Raw genomic sequence first — 14,639 nt, 5'->3', positions numbered from 1 at the left:
CCGTCAGATGTGAACGCTGTTCGGGTGCCGGTCACCGGCCCCGTCGTGCGACCGCCCGGTCGACGGCTTCCTGCGGGCGGGCGGCGGCACCGTTGATCCGCGGGGCCACCTGCCGGGCCAGCAGGCCCAGACTGCGATCGGTGTTCTCGTACGACGTCCAGTCGGCGACGTACACGAGGAGCGTGCCGAAACCGCCGGTCGCCTCCTGCATACATCGGATTCCGGCCACCACGTCGTCGACCGAACCGACCAGCGCGCCGCCCGCCGCCACCCGGTCCTCCAGCGCCCTGCTGCGGTCGGCGCCGGGCGCGAGGACGTCCCGTCCGCAGATCCGGCCGAAGTAGTCGAAGACCCAGCGGTCGTAGCCCTCGCGGACCTCGGCGAAGGCCTGGGCGCGGGTCTCGGCGACATGGACCGGAAGGGCGATGCGCCAGTCCTCGCGGCGCACGGTCCGCCCGTACTCGTCGGCCGCCTCCTCGGCGTGCTTCCACTGCTGGGCCAGGCCCAGGTGTTCCGAGGCGCCCTTCGCCGGCAGTCCGAAGGGCAGCGCGAACGAGGTCATGCTCAGCCCGTACCGGCCGATCAGCCGGGGACTGCTCACCGAGGTGCCGGAGGTGGCCAGCGCCACCTCGATCGGGTCGGGGCCGAAGCGGGGCAACTGGAGCCTGGCGTCGACCAGTTGGAACCAGTCGGTGCGCTGCGTGACCGGTTCCTCGCCGTTGACGAGTTCGAGTAGCGTCGGCAGCGCCTCGGCCAGCCGCTCGCGCTGCTTCGTGCCGTCCAGCCCGAACATCGCGGCGTCGAACGGCACCCCCGGGCCCACCCCCAGGAGGTAGCGGCCCCGGGTGAGGTGGTGCAGATGTACGGCCCTGCTGGCCACGTGGAAGGGGTGGTGCCCGGAGAGCGGCACCACCCCGTGGGCCAGCTTGATCTGCCGGGTCCGCTGACTCGCGGCGGCGATCAGGGTCTCCGGGGCGCCGACCAGCCCCCAGCCCAGCGTGTGGTGCTCGCCGAACCAGGCCTCGTCGAAGTTGAGCCGGTCGGCGAGCTCCACCAGCTCGAGGTCGCGGTGGATCGCCAGATGCGGATCCTGACCCGTCTCGTGAACGGGCGAAAGGAACAGGCCCATGCGGCTGTGCACTCTCGAATCCTCCCCCTGGGACTGAGTACGCGGGCTGAGCACGCCGGACCGGCCCGATAAGCGGGTGGTCCGACGGTTCGTCAGTTCACCTGGTAGACCGCGTCCTTGAGCTCCTTCGCCCGCTCGTAGTCGGCGGTCAGCCGGTCGTCGTCGGGCGAGGTCAGACAGATCCGCAGGGCAGCCGTCATCAGGTCGGCCGTGGGCCGGATACGGGAGCCGGGACGGTACTTGACGCCGGTGACGACGGTGCTGGACAGCGCCTCGATCGCCGCCACGGCGTCCTGGTCCACGGCCGTCACGACGCCGTCCAGCGCGGTGGGCGCGTTGTACGTGTAGCCGGACTGGAGCTTGCGGTACACCCCGCCGCCGTACCGCTGGACGAACTCCTCCGGGCGGAGGTACGCCAGCGCCGACAGCTGCGCCTGGTTGTGGCCCAGGCACAGGTCGTGGAAGACCGGGTTCAGGTTGCCGTTGAGGCGGGTGGCGATCTCCACCAGCACCGGGCCCTCGTCCGTGACGATGACCTCCGCGTGCGTCGGCCCCCAGCGCACGTCGAGCGCCGCGAGGACCTCGGTGACGTAGCTGATCAGGGCGGGCACGGGGTCGGCGTCCGGGGCCACGAGGATGTCCCGGTTGTAGATGTTCCGGCCGGTCGGCAGCAGCGTCTTCTCGTACTCCCAGACCCCGCACACATACTGGTGGCCGTCCGCGCTGACCGTGTCGACGATGTACTCGGTGCCCTTCAGATACGACTGGACCAGCGCCTCCGTGGTGACGGCGACGTCGAACAGGGTCCCGCCGGCCAGGATCGTCTCGGCGGCGCCGCGCACCTCACCGGCGTTGCGGCACACGAACACCGAGTCCGAGCCGGCCGAGTCGAGGGGCTTCACCACGACCGGCCAACTGCCGTGGTCCTCAGCCCACTTGACGATCAGCGAGGCGTCGTCGCTCTTGAACTGATCGGCGCAGCGCACCCCCGCGCGGCGCAGCGTCTCGATCATCTCGTACTTGTCCCGGCGGGCCGGGGTGAGCGCGGTGCCGTTGGACTTCACCCCGAGCACCTCACTGACCCGGTCGGCCGCCGCCACCGCGAACTCCTGCCCCGGCACCACGGCGACCGGCGAGAGCGCGCCCACCAGCTCGGCCTGCTTGGCCGCGTCCGGGCTCACGATGTTGTCCTCGTACGCCGTCAGGTTCGGCGCGAGCATCGTCGGCATCAGCTCGGCCGTGGTCTGCAGATGGACCACCCGGGCGCCGAGGGCGTTGAACGCGGCGGGGTAGAAGTTGCCGGCTCCGTAGCCGTCGACCACAACGGCAGTCGGAGCGACTGGAGTTGGGCTGTCTGATGTGGTGCTCATTACTGTCCTCCGGGTATGTCGCGGGGAGTGTCCGCGACAAAGCGTGCCAGCCTGGCGATGCCTTCCCGAATCAGGTCGGGAGCGAGGTTGCTGAAGCCGAGCCGGATCTCGCGGTCGCCGCCGCCTTCGAGGTAGAACATGCTCATCGGCGCCCAACTCACCCCGAAATCACGGGCGGAGCGCTCCATGGCCGTCAGGTCGGCGGTGAACGGCACCTTCAGGGTCAGGAAGAAACCGCCGCGCGGGGTGTTCCAGGTGACGCCGTGATCGCCGCCGGCGGGGAACTCCTCGGCCAGCGCGGCCAGTACCGCGTCCAGCCGTTCCAGGTAGACGGCCGCCAACTCCCGCGTCGCGGACCGTAGATCGTAGCCCTGCTCCACCAGGAAACCGCCGATCACGGCCTGCGAGAGGGTGGAGGAGCCGACGCTGTACATCGCCTTGGCCTTGGACAGGGTCTGGGCCAGCGTACGCGTGGTGCCGCCGGCGTCGGTGACCTCCTGGTCGGCGACCAGATAGCCGAGCCGGGCGCCCGGGAACGCCGACTTCGCGAACGAGCCGAGATACAGCACCCGGCCACGGGAGTCGAGGGACTTCAGGGTGGGCATCGACTCGCCGTCCCGCGCGAACAGCCCGTAGGGGTTGTCCTCGAGGATCATGAAGTCCTCCTCGGCGGCCACCTCCAGCAGGCGTTCCCGCGCGGCGAGCGGCAACACCGAGCCCGACGGGTTGGAGAAGTCCGGCACCAGATAGAGAGCGGCCGGCCGGCGTCCCTCGGCGCGCACGGCACGGGCCGCCGCGCGCACCGTCTCCGGGTCGAGACCCTGAGGGCCCTCCAGGACGCCCCGTACGGGGATGTCCAGCATCCGGGCGGCTCCCAGGATGCCGACGTACGCCGGGGAAACCGACAGCAGCACGTCGTCCGGGGAGGCGAACAGGCCGCGCAGGGCGACCAGGGCGGCCTCCTGGAAGCCGTGGGTGATCATGATCGCCTCGGGCGGGACGTCGATGCCCTCATCCTGCTTCAGCATCAGGGCGACCTCGTCCTGGATCAGGCCGTTGACGGGCCCGTACTGGAACATCAGCCGCGTGATGCGCTGTTCGGGGACGCCCTTGTCGCGCAGGTGCTTGATATAGCGCTCGGTGTAGAAGGTGAGATTGGCCAGATCATGGTTTCCGTCGTAGGGCGCTCCCGAGGAAAAGGAGAGCGCGTCGGGGAAACGCAGTGCCGTCTCGCTGAGGATCCGCATGGAGTCCATGCCCGGATCGACGATTCCGGCGTGCAGGGATTCGAGGGCGAAAGACACCGGGATGTCGGTCCCCAGAGCCGTGATGGTTTCGGTGGACTCGGTCGTGACGGACATATCAGTGGGCTCCCTCAACGGCCGGAACTTCCTTCGCGGCATTTCCCGAGTTGTTCAACGCGGTGATCCAGCTTCCCTTGCCGGGCGCCCATTCCTGAATGCGCGTACGGGCCACCAGGCCACCCTTGACATAGGGTTCGTCGTCGAGGATCCGTTGCAGTTCATCGCGGGTCTCCACCTCGTACACGAGGAGTCCCGAGTTCTCGCCGACGAGTGGTCCGCCGAGCAGCAGGACACCTTTGTCGGCCAGCCGGTAGAGGTTCTCGGCATGTGCCGGATGCAGGCCCTGGCGGCCGGCCCGGTCGACGTTGTACTCGAATTCGACGACAAACTTCGCCACACCCAGCTCCTTGCAGTGGGAATCGGGACAACGCGCGTAGCGCGCTGCGCCGGAAGGTCACGGATCCGCCCGTGAACAGGTCACATGTAGAGGCCGCCGTTGATGTCGATCACGGCTCCCGTGGAGTAGCCGGCGCTCTCGGAGCACAGGTGCAGCACGCTGCCGACAGCCTCGGCGACCGTGCCGTAGCGCCCCATGGGCAGCCGCCCCAGGACGTCCTTCTTCGACTCCTCGGTACGGCGTTCGAAGGCGCCGGCGACCCGGTCGGTGGCGATCGGCCCGTGGGCGACCACGTTCGCGACCACTCCGGTGCCGGCCAGTTCGTACGCCAGCTGCTTGGTCATCCCGATCACGGCGGCCTTCGCGCCGACGTACGCGGCGTTGTTGAAGTGGCTGTATGTACGCCCGCCAGCCGAGGCGAAGTTGACGATCCGGCCATATCCGTCCGCGGCCATCCGGGGTGCGCAGACCTTGACCGCGATCCAGGTGCTGATCACGTTCTCCAGATGGGTCTGTTCGAAATGGCCGCGGTCGAGATCCGCGTAGCCGATGACCCGGGTGTCGCCGCCGACACCGTTCACCAGAACGGACGGCGCGTGCCGCTCGACGATCTCGGCCAACTGCCGCTCGGCGGCCTCGATGTCGGTGATGTCACCGACCACCGCCTCGGTCTTCGTCAGCTCGGAGAGTTCATCGGCCAGGCGGGTGACCGTCTCCTCGTTCCTGTCGAAGAGGACGAGTGAGTGGCCTTCCTTCGCGAGACCCCTGGCCACCTCGGAGAGAATTCCCCCGGCGGCACCGATCAAGAGCGCGGTACGAGCAGTCACTTTTGCTTTTCACCCAAACTTTACTGAAGTCGGCGACCCTGAACGAGCAGGGTCCTGGTGAGGGAAGCTCGGTAGAACCCCACGCCAATCGGCCCGAATCGTCATCGGGCTGCGGGTGGCATGGTGTGTGCTGTGTCGCAAACGGTGTGTGCTGTGTCGCAAGTACGGGTCGCGGTGTCGCTCCGACGTACGCAACTAACTGGCACAGAAGGGTGGCCGCCCCCTCGGCACCTCCAAGACGATCACATCTGTCTTCGGTCGTTGTCAACGAGTTACGGAAATTCCGTCGCCCGCTTGCCGTGACACGCACAAACCGGAGATCCTTGCGCTCGGACCGTGCCGACCGGCTACTGTCCGCCGGTCGTCCGAGCACGTCGGAAGTATGCTCCATGGCACGGCCAACTACTGTGAACAGTCGATGAAATGACGTCGGGATCCTGGGAAGCGAACGGGTTCCGGCGGCATCCTCCAGGGGTGGTCTTCGGCCATCCCGAAGAGGAAGAAGCGGAACGGGGGCAAGGATGAACAATCTTCTGGCGGGTGTTTTCCGGCCAAGAAGGCGTGGCATCGCGCCATTCTGTTGGGGCGCGTCAGGACCACCGGCACACCCTGCCGACCCGGCCGCACGACGGCCCGCGCCACGGCCGGGCCAGCCGCGCCCGTAGGGCCTCTCGCGCCCGTAGGGCCTGTCGCCCCAGGGCTCAGGGAGCCCCCCACCTGCTTCCGCCCTGCCGAGCGCCTCTCCTTCCGCCTTCACCGACCCCACCGGACGAACGGATCATGCGACCCGACTCCCCATGGCGGACAGCCGACTTCCGCACGCTGTTCACCGCATCCGCGCTCAGTCAACTGGGCAGCAATGTCAGCTACGTTGCCGTACCTCTGGTCGCCGTCGCCGCGCTGGACGCCGGACCCGGCCAGGTCGGCGCCCTCGCCACCCTGAGCACGATCGCCTTCCTGGTCATCGGCCTGCCGGCCGGGGCCTGGGTGGACCGGCTCAGTCACCGCCGGGTGCTGATCGCCGCCGACCTGTGCCGCGCGCTGCTCTACGCCTCTGTGCCGCTGGCCTGGTGGCTGGACGCGCTCACCCTGGCCCAGCTCTACGCGGTCGTCCTGCTCAGCGGGTGCGCGACCGTGTTCTTCGACGTCGGTTCACAGAGCGTGCTGCCCCAACTGGTCGGCAAAGAAGCGCTAGTTCAGGCCAACGCCGACATCAACACGCTGATCGCCGCCGGCAACGTGCTGGGCCGCAGCGCGGGCGGCGGCCTGGTCTCGCTGCTCACCGCACCCGCGGCCGTGCTCGTCTCGGCCGGCACCTATCTGGCCTCCGGGCTCGGGCTCATCGCGATCCGGCGTACCCCGCCGCCCACCGGGGCGAAAAACGGGGCGGGCAACCGGTTGCGTGCCCAGATCGCCGAGGGCGTACGGCATGTTTTCCGTAACCCGGAGCTGCGGGCACTGGTGCTCACCGCGGCCCTCGCCAACCTCGGCTCGTCCGTCATCAACACCATGCTGCCGATCTGGTTCGTCCGCGAACTCGGCCTTCCAAGCTTCGCGTTGGGCCTGTTCTGGGGGGCCGGCGGGATCGGTCTGCTGATCGGCGCCCGCAGCGCGCGGCCCATCGCCGCCCGGCTGGGATTCGGCCGTACGCTCGGTCTGGCCGGGGTGTGTCTGGCCCCGGCGGGGCTGCTCGTGCCGCTGGTCGACCGGGGGCCGTGGCTGATTCTCGCGGGCGCCGGGTGGTGTTTGGCCATGTTCAAGGTGGGCATGGACAACGTGCTCGGGGTCAGTCTGCGGCAGCGGATGACCCCCGGCTCGCTGCTCGGCCGGATGAACGCGACGTTCCGGTTCCTGCTGACGGGCGCCTTGGCGGTCGGTGCCGCCATCTCCGGTGTGCTCGGTGAACTCGTCGGGGTCCAGGCCACGTTGTGGGTGGGCGGCGTGTTCGTGTCGACGGCCTTCCTGCCCGTCTTCCTCTCGCCGGTCCGGGCCCGCAGGGTCCTGCCCGACCCCGTGCCCGAGCCGGAGCCACCGCACACCCAGGACGCGCCCGTCACGCCCGCGTGAATTCGCGCACGGCTGACGTATTTCCGATTTCACCGCCGAGTGGCTGTCCTGCTATTCATCTGACATTTGCCTGGCCTGTGCGGTCGGCCGTCCGATGGGTGATCGGTCGTGACGCACTCCGTTTTTCGTCCCCTTTTTTCGCCCCGTTTTTCGTTCAGTTTCTCGATAACTGGTTGACCTTGCGGGTGACCGCCTGTCAGGATCAACCACGCACCCAGTCACAGACCTTTCGTGTGCCGATATCCCCGACCGTCCGACAGGGCGATCGCCTATCAGGCACCTCAGATCCCTGACCTAGAGGAGTGCGATGGCAGCCATCGACAGTGGCTACCGGACCGAAGGCATTGCGGATTACTCAGATCCCCGCGAAACCATGCGTGCCCTGCCCCGGTTCACTCAGTACCCACTCACCCTTTTTACTGGAAAGGCATTACCTGGACAGGCTTCCCTGTCCTGGTGGACGCCCGGATTTCATCTTCTGACGGCGTATCTCTCCATGGCTCTCGGCGTCGCCGCCGGCATTACCGGACTGGGTCTGGGCGGCGCCTGGCTGCTGCTGGTGCCCGCGGGCTGGGCCGTCACCCTGCACGGCATGCGCAACCTGCGCATGATGATCTACCACCAGTGCTCCCACCGGAACATGTACCGAAGACGACGCCTGGACACCGCGATAGGCCGGCTCACCTCCAGCGTGCTGGTCATCCAGAACTTCGTCCGCTACAGCCGCGAGCACGTCAGCGACCACCACGCCGCCCACCACATGACGCTGCGCGACCCCACCGTCCAGGCCTTCCTGGTCAGCCTCGACCTGCACCCCGGGATGACCCGCCGGCAGATGTGGCGGCGCGTCCTCGGCAAGCTGGTGTCACCCTGGTTCCACCTGAACTTCCTGGTGGCACGCGCCCGTTCGTTCTGGCACGGCTCGGCGCGGACCGAGAAGGCGACCTTCCTCGCCCTCTACTCGACCGTGATCGCGGCCACCGTGCTGACCGGGACCTGGCCGGCCCTGCTGATCGTCTGGTTCGTTCCGCTGATCCCGCTCTTCCAGATCAGCAACACCCTGCGGCTGTGCGTCAAGCACACTTTCCCGGGCCGCGAGCTCACCGTCCGGCGCGGCAAGGAGTACTTCGGCGGCCTCACCAACGCCATCTTCATCGGCGAGGCGGCACCCGTCGCCGAACTGCCGCCGCTGCGCCGGGCAGCCGCCTGGGGAGTGTGGTCCCTGCGCATGCTGTTCGTGCACGCTCCGGCGCGTTATCTCGTCCTCACCGGCGACACGGTCGTCCACGACTTCCATCACCGGTATCCGTCCACTCCCCAGTGGGCGAACTATATTTTCGAACGCCAGGCGGACCTGGAAAAGGGCAGCCCCGGCTGGCCGCCCTATTCCCATGCCTGGGGTCTCGTGCCCGCGATCAACCTGGTCTTCGACTCGCTTTCCGCGGCCGATCCGGAGGAATTCAATGTCGCGCGGCTGCGTGAGGTCAGTAAAAGGGAACTGTTCGCCGCATTCGACGACTGAACATTCTTCCCACGATTCCGTCCGAAGTTCCCGGGGGCTCGCCATGCAGCACACCAAAGAACAAGAATCAGCGACACAGACGCGCACGGTCATTCTCGGTGTAGCGGCCAGCGACAGTCATGTCGTGGCCAATCACCTCATCGCCCACGCACTGCGCGCCGAAGGATTCCAGGTCGTCAATCTCGGCGCCTGCACCTCGGTGGCCGAATTCGCCGAAGCGTACGCAGAACACCCCGAGGCCGAGGCGGTGATCATCGGCAGTCTCAACGGACACGCCCACGGCGACCTCCACGACCTGCCCGCGGCCCGCGCCGCCGGTCGCCTGCGCTGCCCGGTGATCCTCGGCGGCAACCTGTCCGTCGGCAGCTACAAGGGCGCCGCCGACCACGAGCGGCTGTACGCGCTCGGCGTCGACGTCGTCCTGACCGACCTGGACGAACTCCCGCAGGCACTGGACGAGTTGAGGACCCGCGTCCCGGCGGCGGCCCCGGTCGCCGCGTCATGAGCGAGACCGGTCCGCCGATCCCCGAACTCGCCGACTCCGTGGCCTACGTACGACAGCTGGGGAAACCAACCGTCGCCGATGTGCTGCGGGACGCGCGGGCGGCGGGTCGGCTCGCGCTGCAACCCCGCTGCGGGGTCGGCTCGCACGCCCAGATGACGACGCTGCTCCAGGACCTGGAACGGCACGCCCGGCCCGACATCCTCACGCTCACCATCGACTCCTACACCCGGCTGAAGCAGTTCGACACAGCCCGCCGGGTGCTCGAGCGCAACCCCGCCGACCTGAACGGGTATCCGCTGGTCACCCACGGCTGGGTGAGAGGGCGTCAGCTCAACGAGGCGGTGGCCGCGCCGCTGGAGATACGGCACGGGACGCCCGACGCGCGGCTGCTGTTCGAGGTGACGGTGGCGTCCGGCATCACCTCGTTCGAGGGCGGCGGGATCTCGTACAACCTGCCGTACTGCAAGGACATCCCGCTCGCCGAGTCCCTCGCCGCCTGGCGGGACGTGGACGCCCGGTGCGGTGAACTCGCCCGGCACGGACTGGTGGTGGACCGGGAGACGTTCGGCACCCTGACCGCCGTACTCGTCCCGCCGTCCATCTCGCTGGCGATCAGCGTCCTGGAGGCGGTGGCGGCGGCGCGCGAAGGGGTGCGGTGCATCTCGGTGGCGTATCCGCAGGGCGGCCACTTCGAGCAGGACGTGGCCGCACTGCGGGCCATCCCCGAACTCGCGGCCCGGTACCTTCCCACCGGCCTCGAAGTCCACGCCGTACTGCACGAGTTCATGGGTGTGTTCCCGAAGCAACGGCCGCACGCCGAGGACCTCATCCTCTACGGCGCCCTCGTGGCCCGGCTCGGCGGCGCGAGCAAGCTGATCAGCAAGACCTACCAGGAGGCGCACGGCATCCCCGACACCCGCGCCAACATCGACGGGCTGCTGCTCGCCTCGCGCGCCAACTCACCGCTCCTGGACTTCATCACGCTCGATGAGGACCGCATCGGCACCGAACTGGAGTGGATCCTGCGGGAGGTGGCCGAGATCGTCGAGCCCATTCTCTCAACCGCCGATCTCCACAAGGAGATTCCGGTCGCGTTCGAGGAAGGACGGCTCGACATACCGTTCAGCGCCAGCCGCTCGGCACGCTCGGCGATCATTCCGCGCCGCGCGGGCGACGGTGCCATACGCTACTTCGCCACGGGATCACTGCCGTTCTCCGACCGCACCCGCAGGCACCACGAACAGAGCCTCGCCGCAGGTGGGGAGTCCCGGCTGGGGGACATGGTGAAGGGGCTGACCTCCGACATCAACTACTTCCTCGGCATCTTCGGCGAGAGCACCGGCGCCGGCGCAGCGAGGGAGGCCGTGGCGGAGAACTCCGCCCCGCAGGCTCCTGTCACGCAGGCCCCCGTGTCCCCGTCATGAGCTGAGCACATACCACCGCACGGCACGACCCAGGAGTGGGAAGACAACCAATGCAGTCCATCCGCGTCACCCGGCCCGGCGACCCGGCCGAACTCCGGCTCGAACACACCGAGTTGCCGGTTCCCGGCCCCGGTCAGGCCCTGGTCCGCAACACCGCCGCAGGCGTCAACTACATCGACGTCTACTACCGCGACGGCACCTATCCCGCCGAACCCCCCTTCACCCCGGGCCAGGAGGCCGCCGGTGTGGTGGAGGCGGTGGGGGAGGGGGCGAGCACGTTCGCGCCGGGTGCGCGGGTCGCGTACGCGTCCCAACTGGGCGCCTACGCCGAGTACACGGTGGTCCCCGAGGACAAGCTGATCCCGGTCCCCGACGGCGTCGACCTGACCGAGGCGGCCGCTGTGACACTCCAGGGCCTCGCCGCGTACTACCTCACCCACGAGACGTACCCCGTCGCCGAGGGCGAGACGGTGGTCGTCCTGGCGGCGGCGGGGGGCCTGGGCCGGCTCCTGGTCCAGCTGGCCGCCGCCCGCGGGGCCACCGTCGTGGCCATCGCCTCCACTCCCGAGAAGGAAGCGGTCGCCCGCCGGGCAGGCGCCCACCACACCTTCGGATACGACAAGTTCGACGACGCCGTACGGGAAGTGACGGGCGGTCAGGGAGCGCGCGTGGTCTACGACTCGGTCGGCGCCACGACCCACCTCACCAGCCTGCGCGCCCTCGGCCGCCGGGGCACACTCGCGCTGTGCGGTCTGTCCAGCGGCCCCGTGCCGCCGCTGGACATCGAACTCCTGCGTGGCGGCGGCTCGTTGTTCCTGACCCGCCCCACGATGAAGGACTACGTGTACGACGCCCCCACGCTCCGCGCGGCCGGCGGGGCCGTCTTCGGCCACCTGGCCTCCGGAGTGCTGAAGCCGCTGCTGCACGCGGTACTCCCGCTCGCGGACGCGGCCGAGGCGCACCGCCTGCTGGAGAGCCGCGCCACCACGGGCAAGCTCCTGCTGACGCCCTGACCCGAACACCCCGCACATGCCCCAACGCACCACCATCACCCGCAACTTCACCACTCCGGGAGCACACATGGCCGAGGCGAGCAGCCCTCACCTCCTCTTCGTCGGCGGCGCGGGAAACGCCACCCTCGGGGTGGACGTCGTAGAGACGGCCCTCCGTGAGGCCCAGGCCCGTGGCCTGCGCATCCATGTCACCAACCAGGAAGACACGTTGGCGGCCACCCCCACGGTCAGCGCCCTGGCCGACACCGTCTCGGCCGTCGACTTCTCCGTACGCGGTGAGAGCGCCGCGTGGGTACGCGACCGGATCGCGGCCGGGGACCAGTACGAAATCGTGTTCGGCGTACGGGAGATGGCACAGGAAGCCGTCGCCGAGGTCGCCGACGCGCTCGGCCTGCCCGGCAACGCGCCGGACGCGGTCCACCGGGTCCGCACCAAGGACGAGGCCCGTGCCCACCTCACCGCCGCGGGCTTCCTCCAGCCGGCCTTCCGGGTCTGCGTGGACGAGAAGGAGGCCCGTGACTTCCTGGCTGCCTCCACAGGCCCCTGGGTGGTGAAACCGCGCGACGCGATGGGCAGCGAGGGCGTCACCCGCATCGAGTCCGCGACCGAGCTGGCGGCGGCCCTGGAGTTCCTGCCGGGCAACGACACCGAGGGTGTGTCGTTCATCGTCGAGGAGTTCGTGGAGGGCCCGGAGTACAGCGCGGAGGGCGTGTTCATCGACGGCGCCCCGCACGTCCTGGCCCTGACCTCGAAGGAACTGCTCCCGCCGCCCAACTTCTTCGAGATCGAGTACGTCATCCCGGCGATCCTCCCGGACGAGACGGCCGCCGAGATCGAGAAGCAGGTGGTGGCCGCCCTGACGGCCCTGGAGCTGCGGTTCGGCCAGTTCCACGTCGAGCTGTGGTGGACCGAGCGGGGCGTGGTCCTCGGCGAGGTCCACGTACGCAACGCGGGCGGCTGGATCCACCGCATGCTGCCGCACGTCATCCCCGGCCTGGAGTGGTTCGGCCTGGTCTACGACGACGTCCTGGGCCGACCGGTCGACAAGGCCGCGCTGAAGCCCGTACGAGGCTCCGCGATCCGTTTCCTCACCCCACCCCCCGGCCGCCTGACGGCGATCGAGGGCTGGGACGAGGTGCTGGCCCACCCCGCCCTGATCCACGCCGAGTTGGCGATCGCCCCCGGCGCGGTCGTCGCCGAACACCGCTCGGTGTGGAACCGCGTCGGCCACATCGCGGTCGGCGCGGACACCCCGGAGGAGGCGCAGGCACTGGCCCGGAAGCTGGAGGCGGGCGTGCGGTTCGTGACGGAACCGGCGGAGTAGGACTGGGGAGACCCGAAGGTCCGGCTTCCGGCTAGACGGTCTCGACCTCGTAGAAGCAGAGGTGGTCCTTTATCAGGGCCACCTCCGGCTTCGGGTCGGGGTACCCCCAGACGAGGTCGTCCGCGTCCGGGAGGGACCAGTAGGACGCCGTGCCCTTGAACGGGCAGTACGTGTGGGTCTCGGAGGGCGCCAGCAGGTCGAGGCGGACGTCCGACGCGGGGAAGTAGTACCGCGGGGGACAGCCCGTCTCGCGCAGGACGAGGGCCTGCTCGCTCTCGGCGAGCACCTGTCCGCCGTGGACGGCCCGTACGCGCGCGGTGTGCTGCTCGATGGTGATCGTGTGTCCGTCAGTCATGTCGAAAGAGCGTGCGCCCAGCTCGATTTGTTCCCGGACCGGCCCGCGATCGGCAGGGGAAGGGCCGGTGATCCGCCCGAGTACGGTGACGGCATGAACATCTGCGTCTTCCTCTCCGCCGCCGACCTGGACGACCGCTACACGCGCCCCGCGCGGGAGTTCGCGGAACTGCTCGGCAAGGGCGGCCACACCCTGGTCTGGGGCGGCTCGGACGTCGGCCTGATGAAGGTGGTCGCGGACGGCGTCCAGGAGACGGGCGGCCGGCTCCTGGGCGTCTCGGTGGACTTCCTCGCGGCCAAGGCACGGCCGGGCGCCGACGAGATGGTGATCGCGCGGGACCTCGGGGAACGCAAGCGGCTGCTGCTGGAGAAGGCGGACGCCGTCGTGATCATGGTCGGCGGCACCGGAACGCTCGACGAGGCCACGGAGATCCTGGAGCTGAAGAAGCACGGCAGGACGGACATGCCGGTGGTGCTGCTGAACACCGCGGGCTTCTACGACGGTCTGAAGGAGCAGTTCCGCCGGATGGAGACGGAGGGTTTCCTGCCGCGCCCGCTCACCGACCTCGTGTTCTTCGCGGAGGAGCCGGTGGGGGCGCTGGCGTACCTGGAGGAGAGCCAGGGCACGGCGTGAGGGCCGGCCCCGTGATGCGAGCATGGCGGGTATGGCTACACATGTGATCACCGGGGCGGGGTCGGGCATCGGAGCGGCGGTCGCGCGGCGGCTGCACGCGCGCGGGGACCAACTCGTGCTGCACGCGCGTGACGCGGGGCGGGCGAAGGAGCTGGCGGCGGAGTTTCCGGGGGCGCGGACGCTGGTGGGCGACCTGGCCGACCCGGAGCGCCTGTCCTGGGCGTTCTCCCACCAGACGCTGCCGGAACGGGTGGACTCCCTGATGCACATCGCGGGCGTGGTCGATCTCGGCCCGGTCGGCGAACTGACCCCCAAGACCTGGCGCCATCAGCTGAACGTCAACCTGATCGCCCCCGCCGAACTGACCCGGCACTTCCTGCCGCAACTCCGGGTCTCCCAGGGCCAGGTGATCTTCGTCAACTCCGGGGCCGGGCTGAACGCGGGTGCCGACTGGTCCGCGTACGCCGCGTCCAAGCACGGCCTCAAGGCCCTCGCGGACTCCTTGCGCCAGGAGGAACACGGGGCGGGGGTGCGGGTGACGACGGTGTATCCGGGGCGGACGGCGAGTCCGATGCAGGCGAAGGTGCACCAGCAGGAGGGCAAGGAGTACGACCCGTCGAAGTGGATCGACCCGGAGTCGGTGGCCACGACAATCCTGCTGACCCTGGACCTCCCCAGAGACGCGGCAATCAACGACGTAACGGTACGCCCGGGCAGATGACCCCACCCCTGGGGGCTGCCCGCCCCCAGACGCCGGACGGGCTGAAAA

General features: G+C 69.1%; 14 protein-coding genes. 8 read left to right on the top strand and 6 right to left on the bottom strand.

Annotation, left to right across the window (positions count from 1 at the left end; translation table 11 throughout):
• Positions 1-31 precede the first annotated feature (31 nt).
• From ADL01_RS00765 to ADL01_RS00745, 5 genes are all read right to left on the bottom strand, one after another.
• Positions 32-1,141: an LLM class flavin-dependent oxidoreductase gene (locus ADL01_RS00765; RefSeq protein WP_053739864.1), complete on the bottom strand. Its 1,110-nt coding sequence runs from the start codon at positions 1,139-1,141 to the stop codon at positions 32-34.
• A gap of 80 nt (positions 1,142-1,221) precedes the next feature.
• Positions 1,222-2,499: an ATP-grasp domain-containing protein gene (locus ADL01_RS00760; RefSeq protein ID WP_053739863.1), complete on the bottom strand. Its 1,278-nt coding sequence runs from the start codon at positions 2,497-2,499 to the stop codon at positions 1,222-1,224.
• On the bottom strand, positions 2,499-3,860 hold the full coding sequence (locus ADL01_RS00755; protein ID WP_053739862.1) for a PLP-dependent aminotransferase family protein: 1,362 nt from the start codon (positions 3,858-3,860) through the stop codon (positions 2,499-2,501). The genes ADL01_RS00760 and ADL01_RS00755 overlap by 1 nt, the downstream gene beginning before the upstream one ends.
• A 1-nt stretch (position 3,861) precedes the next feature.
• Positions 3,862-4,200: a YciI family protein gene (locus ADL01_RS00750; RefSeq protein WP_053739861.1), complete on the bottom strand. Its 339-nt coding sequence runs from the start codon at positions 4,198-4,200 to the stop codon at positions 3,862-3,864.
• A gap of 80 nt (positions 4,201-4,280) precedes the next feature.
• Positions 4,281-5,027, bottom strand: coding sequence for an SDR family NAD(P)-dependent oxidoreductase (locus ADL01_RS00745; protein ID WP_053739860.1), 747 nt, complete (start codon positions 5,025-5,027; stop codon positions 4,281-4,283).
• Positions 5,028-5,807: 780 nt separating this feature from the next.
• On the opposite strand from ADL01_RS00745, the gene ADL01_RS00740 reads away from it, so the two are divergent.
• From ADL01_RS00740 to ADL01_RS00715, 6 genes are all read left to right on the top strand, one after another.
• Positions 5,808-7,094: an MFS transporter gene (locus tag ADL01_RS00740; protein WP_053739859.1), complete on the top strand. Its 1,287-nt coding sequence runs from the start codon at positions 5,808-5,810 to the stop codon at positions 7,092-7,094.
• Between the two features lie 307 nt (positions 7,095-7,401).
• Positions 7,402-8,616: a fatty acid desaturase gene (locus tag ADL01_RS00735; protein WP_053739858.1), complete on the top strand. Its 1,215-nt coding sequence runs from the start codon at positions 7,402-7,404 to the stop codon at positions 8,614-8,616.
• Between the two features lie 43 nt (positions 8,617-8,659).
• Positions 8,660-9,121: a cobalamin-dependent protein gene (locus ADL01_RS00730; RefSeq protein WP_053739857.1), complete on the top strand. Its 462-nt coding sequence runs from the start codon at positions 8,660-8,662 to the stop codon at positions 9,119-9,121.
• The gene (locus tag ADL01_RS00725) at positions 9,118-10,545 is read left to right on the top strand and encodes a methylaspartate mutase (RefSeq protein WP_053739856.1); all 1,428 of its coding nucleotides are present in this window, start codon (positions 9,118-9,120) and stop codon (positions 10,543-10,545) included. Before ADL01_RS00730 ends, ADL01_RS00725 begins: the two co-directional genes overlap by 4 nt.
• Positions 10,546-10,595: 50 nt before the next feature.
• A complete protein-coding gene (locus tag ADL01_RS00720; RefSeq protein ID WP_053739855.1) occupies positions 10,596-11,558 on the top strand; it encodes a quinone oxidoreductase family protein in 963 nt (320 codons plus the stop codon).
• A 16-nt stretch (positions 11,559-11,574) separates the two neighbouring features.
• Positions 11,575-12,882, top strand: coding sequence for an ATP-grasp domain-containing protein (locus tag ADL01_RS00715; RefSeq protein ID WP_234354439.1), 1,308 nt, complete (start codon positions 11,575-11,577; stop codon positions 12,880-12,882).
• Positions 12,883-12,913: 31 nt separating this feature from the next.
• Here ADL01_RS00715 and ADL01_RS00710 read toward each other — a convergent pair whose 3' ends face one another.
• Positions 12,914-13,237 carry a DUF427 domain-containing protein gene (locus ADL01_RS00710; RefSeq protein WP_053739854.1) on the bottom strand — a complete coding sequence of 108 codons (324 nt, stop codon included), beginning with the start codon at positions 13,235-13,237 and terminating at the stop codon, positions 12,914-12,916.
• Positions 13,238-13,330: 93 nt separating this feature from the next.
• On the opposite strand from ADL01_RS00710, the gene ADL01_RS00705 reads away from it, so the two are divergent.
• Both ADL01_RS00705 and ADL01_RS00700 read left to right on the top strand, forming a co-directional pair.
• Positions 13,331-13,870 (top strand): TIGR00730 family Rossman fold protein, encoded by a 540-nt coding sequence (locus tag ADL01_RS00705; protein ID WP_053739911.1) that lies wholly within the window; start codon positions 13,331-13,333, stop codon positions 13,868-13,870.
• Positions 13,871-13,892: 22 nt separating this feature from the next.
• A complete protein-coding gene (locus ADL01_RS00700) occupies positions 13,893-14,591 on the top strand; it encodes an SDR family oxidoreductase (protein WP_053739853.1) in 699 nt (232 codons plus the stop codon).
• Positions 14,592-14,639 lie beyond the last annotated feature (48 nt).

Origin of the sequence: Streptomyces sp. NRRL WC-3618, assembly GCF_001280005.1 — a bacterium.
Taxonomy (GTDB): Bacteria; Actinomycetota; Actinomycetes; order Streptomycetales; family Streptomycetaceae; genus Streptomyces.
The sequence above is the reverse complement of the archived record's forward strand: the minus strand, read 5'-3'. Positions and strand labels throughout refer to the sequence as shown.

Bases quoted from the DNA above. Each gene is read 5' to 3' on its own strand.
- ADL01_RS00705 (WP_053739911.1), top strand. From the start codon at position 13,331: ATGAACATCTGCGTCTTCCTCTCCGCCGCCGACCTGGACGACCGCTAC.
- ADL01_RS00755 (WP_053739862.1), bottom strand. From the start codon at position 3,860: ATGTCCGTCACGACCGAGTCCACCGAAACCATCACGGCTCTGGGGACC.
- ADL01_RS00710 (WP_053739854.1), bottom strand. From the start codon at position 13,237: ATGACTGACGGACACACGATCACCATCGAGCAGCACACCGCGCGCGTA.
- ADL01_RS00720 (WP_053739855.1), top strand. From the start codon at position 10,596: ATGCAGTCCATCCGCGTCACCCGGCCCGGCGACCCGGCCGAACTCCGG.
- ADL01_RS00725 (WP_053739856.1), top strand. From the start codon at position 9,118: ATGAGCGAGACCGGTCCGCCGATCCCCGAACTCGCCGACTCCGTGGCC.
- ADL01_RS00735 (WP_053739858.1), top strand. From the start codon at position 7,402: ATGGCAGCCATCGACAGTGGCTACCGGACCGAAGGCATTGCGGATTAC.
- ADL01_RS00715 (WP_234354439.1), top strand. From the start codon at position 11,575: ATGCCCCAACGCACCACCATCACCCGCAACTTCACCACTCCGGGAGCA.
- ADL01_RS00740 (WP_053739859.1), top strand. From the start codon at position 5,808: ATGCGACCCGACTCCCCATGGCGGACAGCCGACTTCCGCACGCTGTTC.
- ADL01_RS00700 (WP_053739853.1), top strand. From the start codon at position 13,893: ATGGCGGGTATGGCTACACATGTGATCACCGGGGCGGGGTCGGGCATC.
- ADL01_RS00730 (WP_053739857.1), top strand. From the start codon at position 8,660: ATGCAGCACACCAAAGAACAAGAATCAGCGACACAGACGCGCACGGTC.
- ADL01_RS00760 (WP_053739863.1), bottom strand. From the start codon at position 2,499: ATGAGCACCACATCAGACAGCCCAACTCCAGTCGCTCCGACTGCCGTT.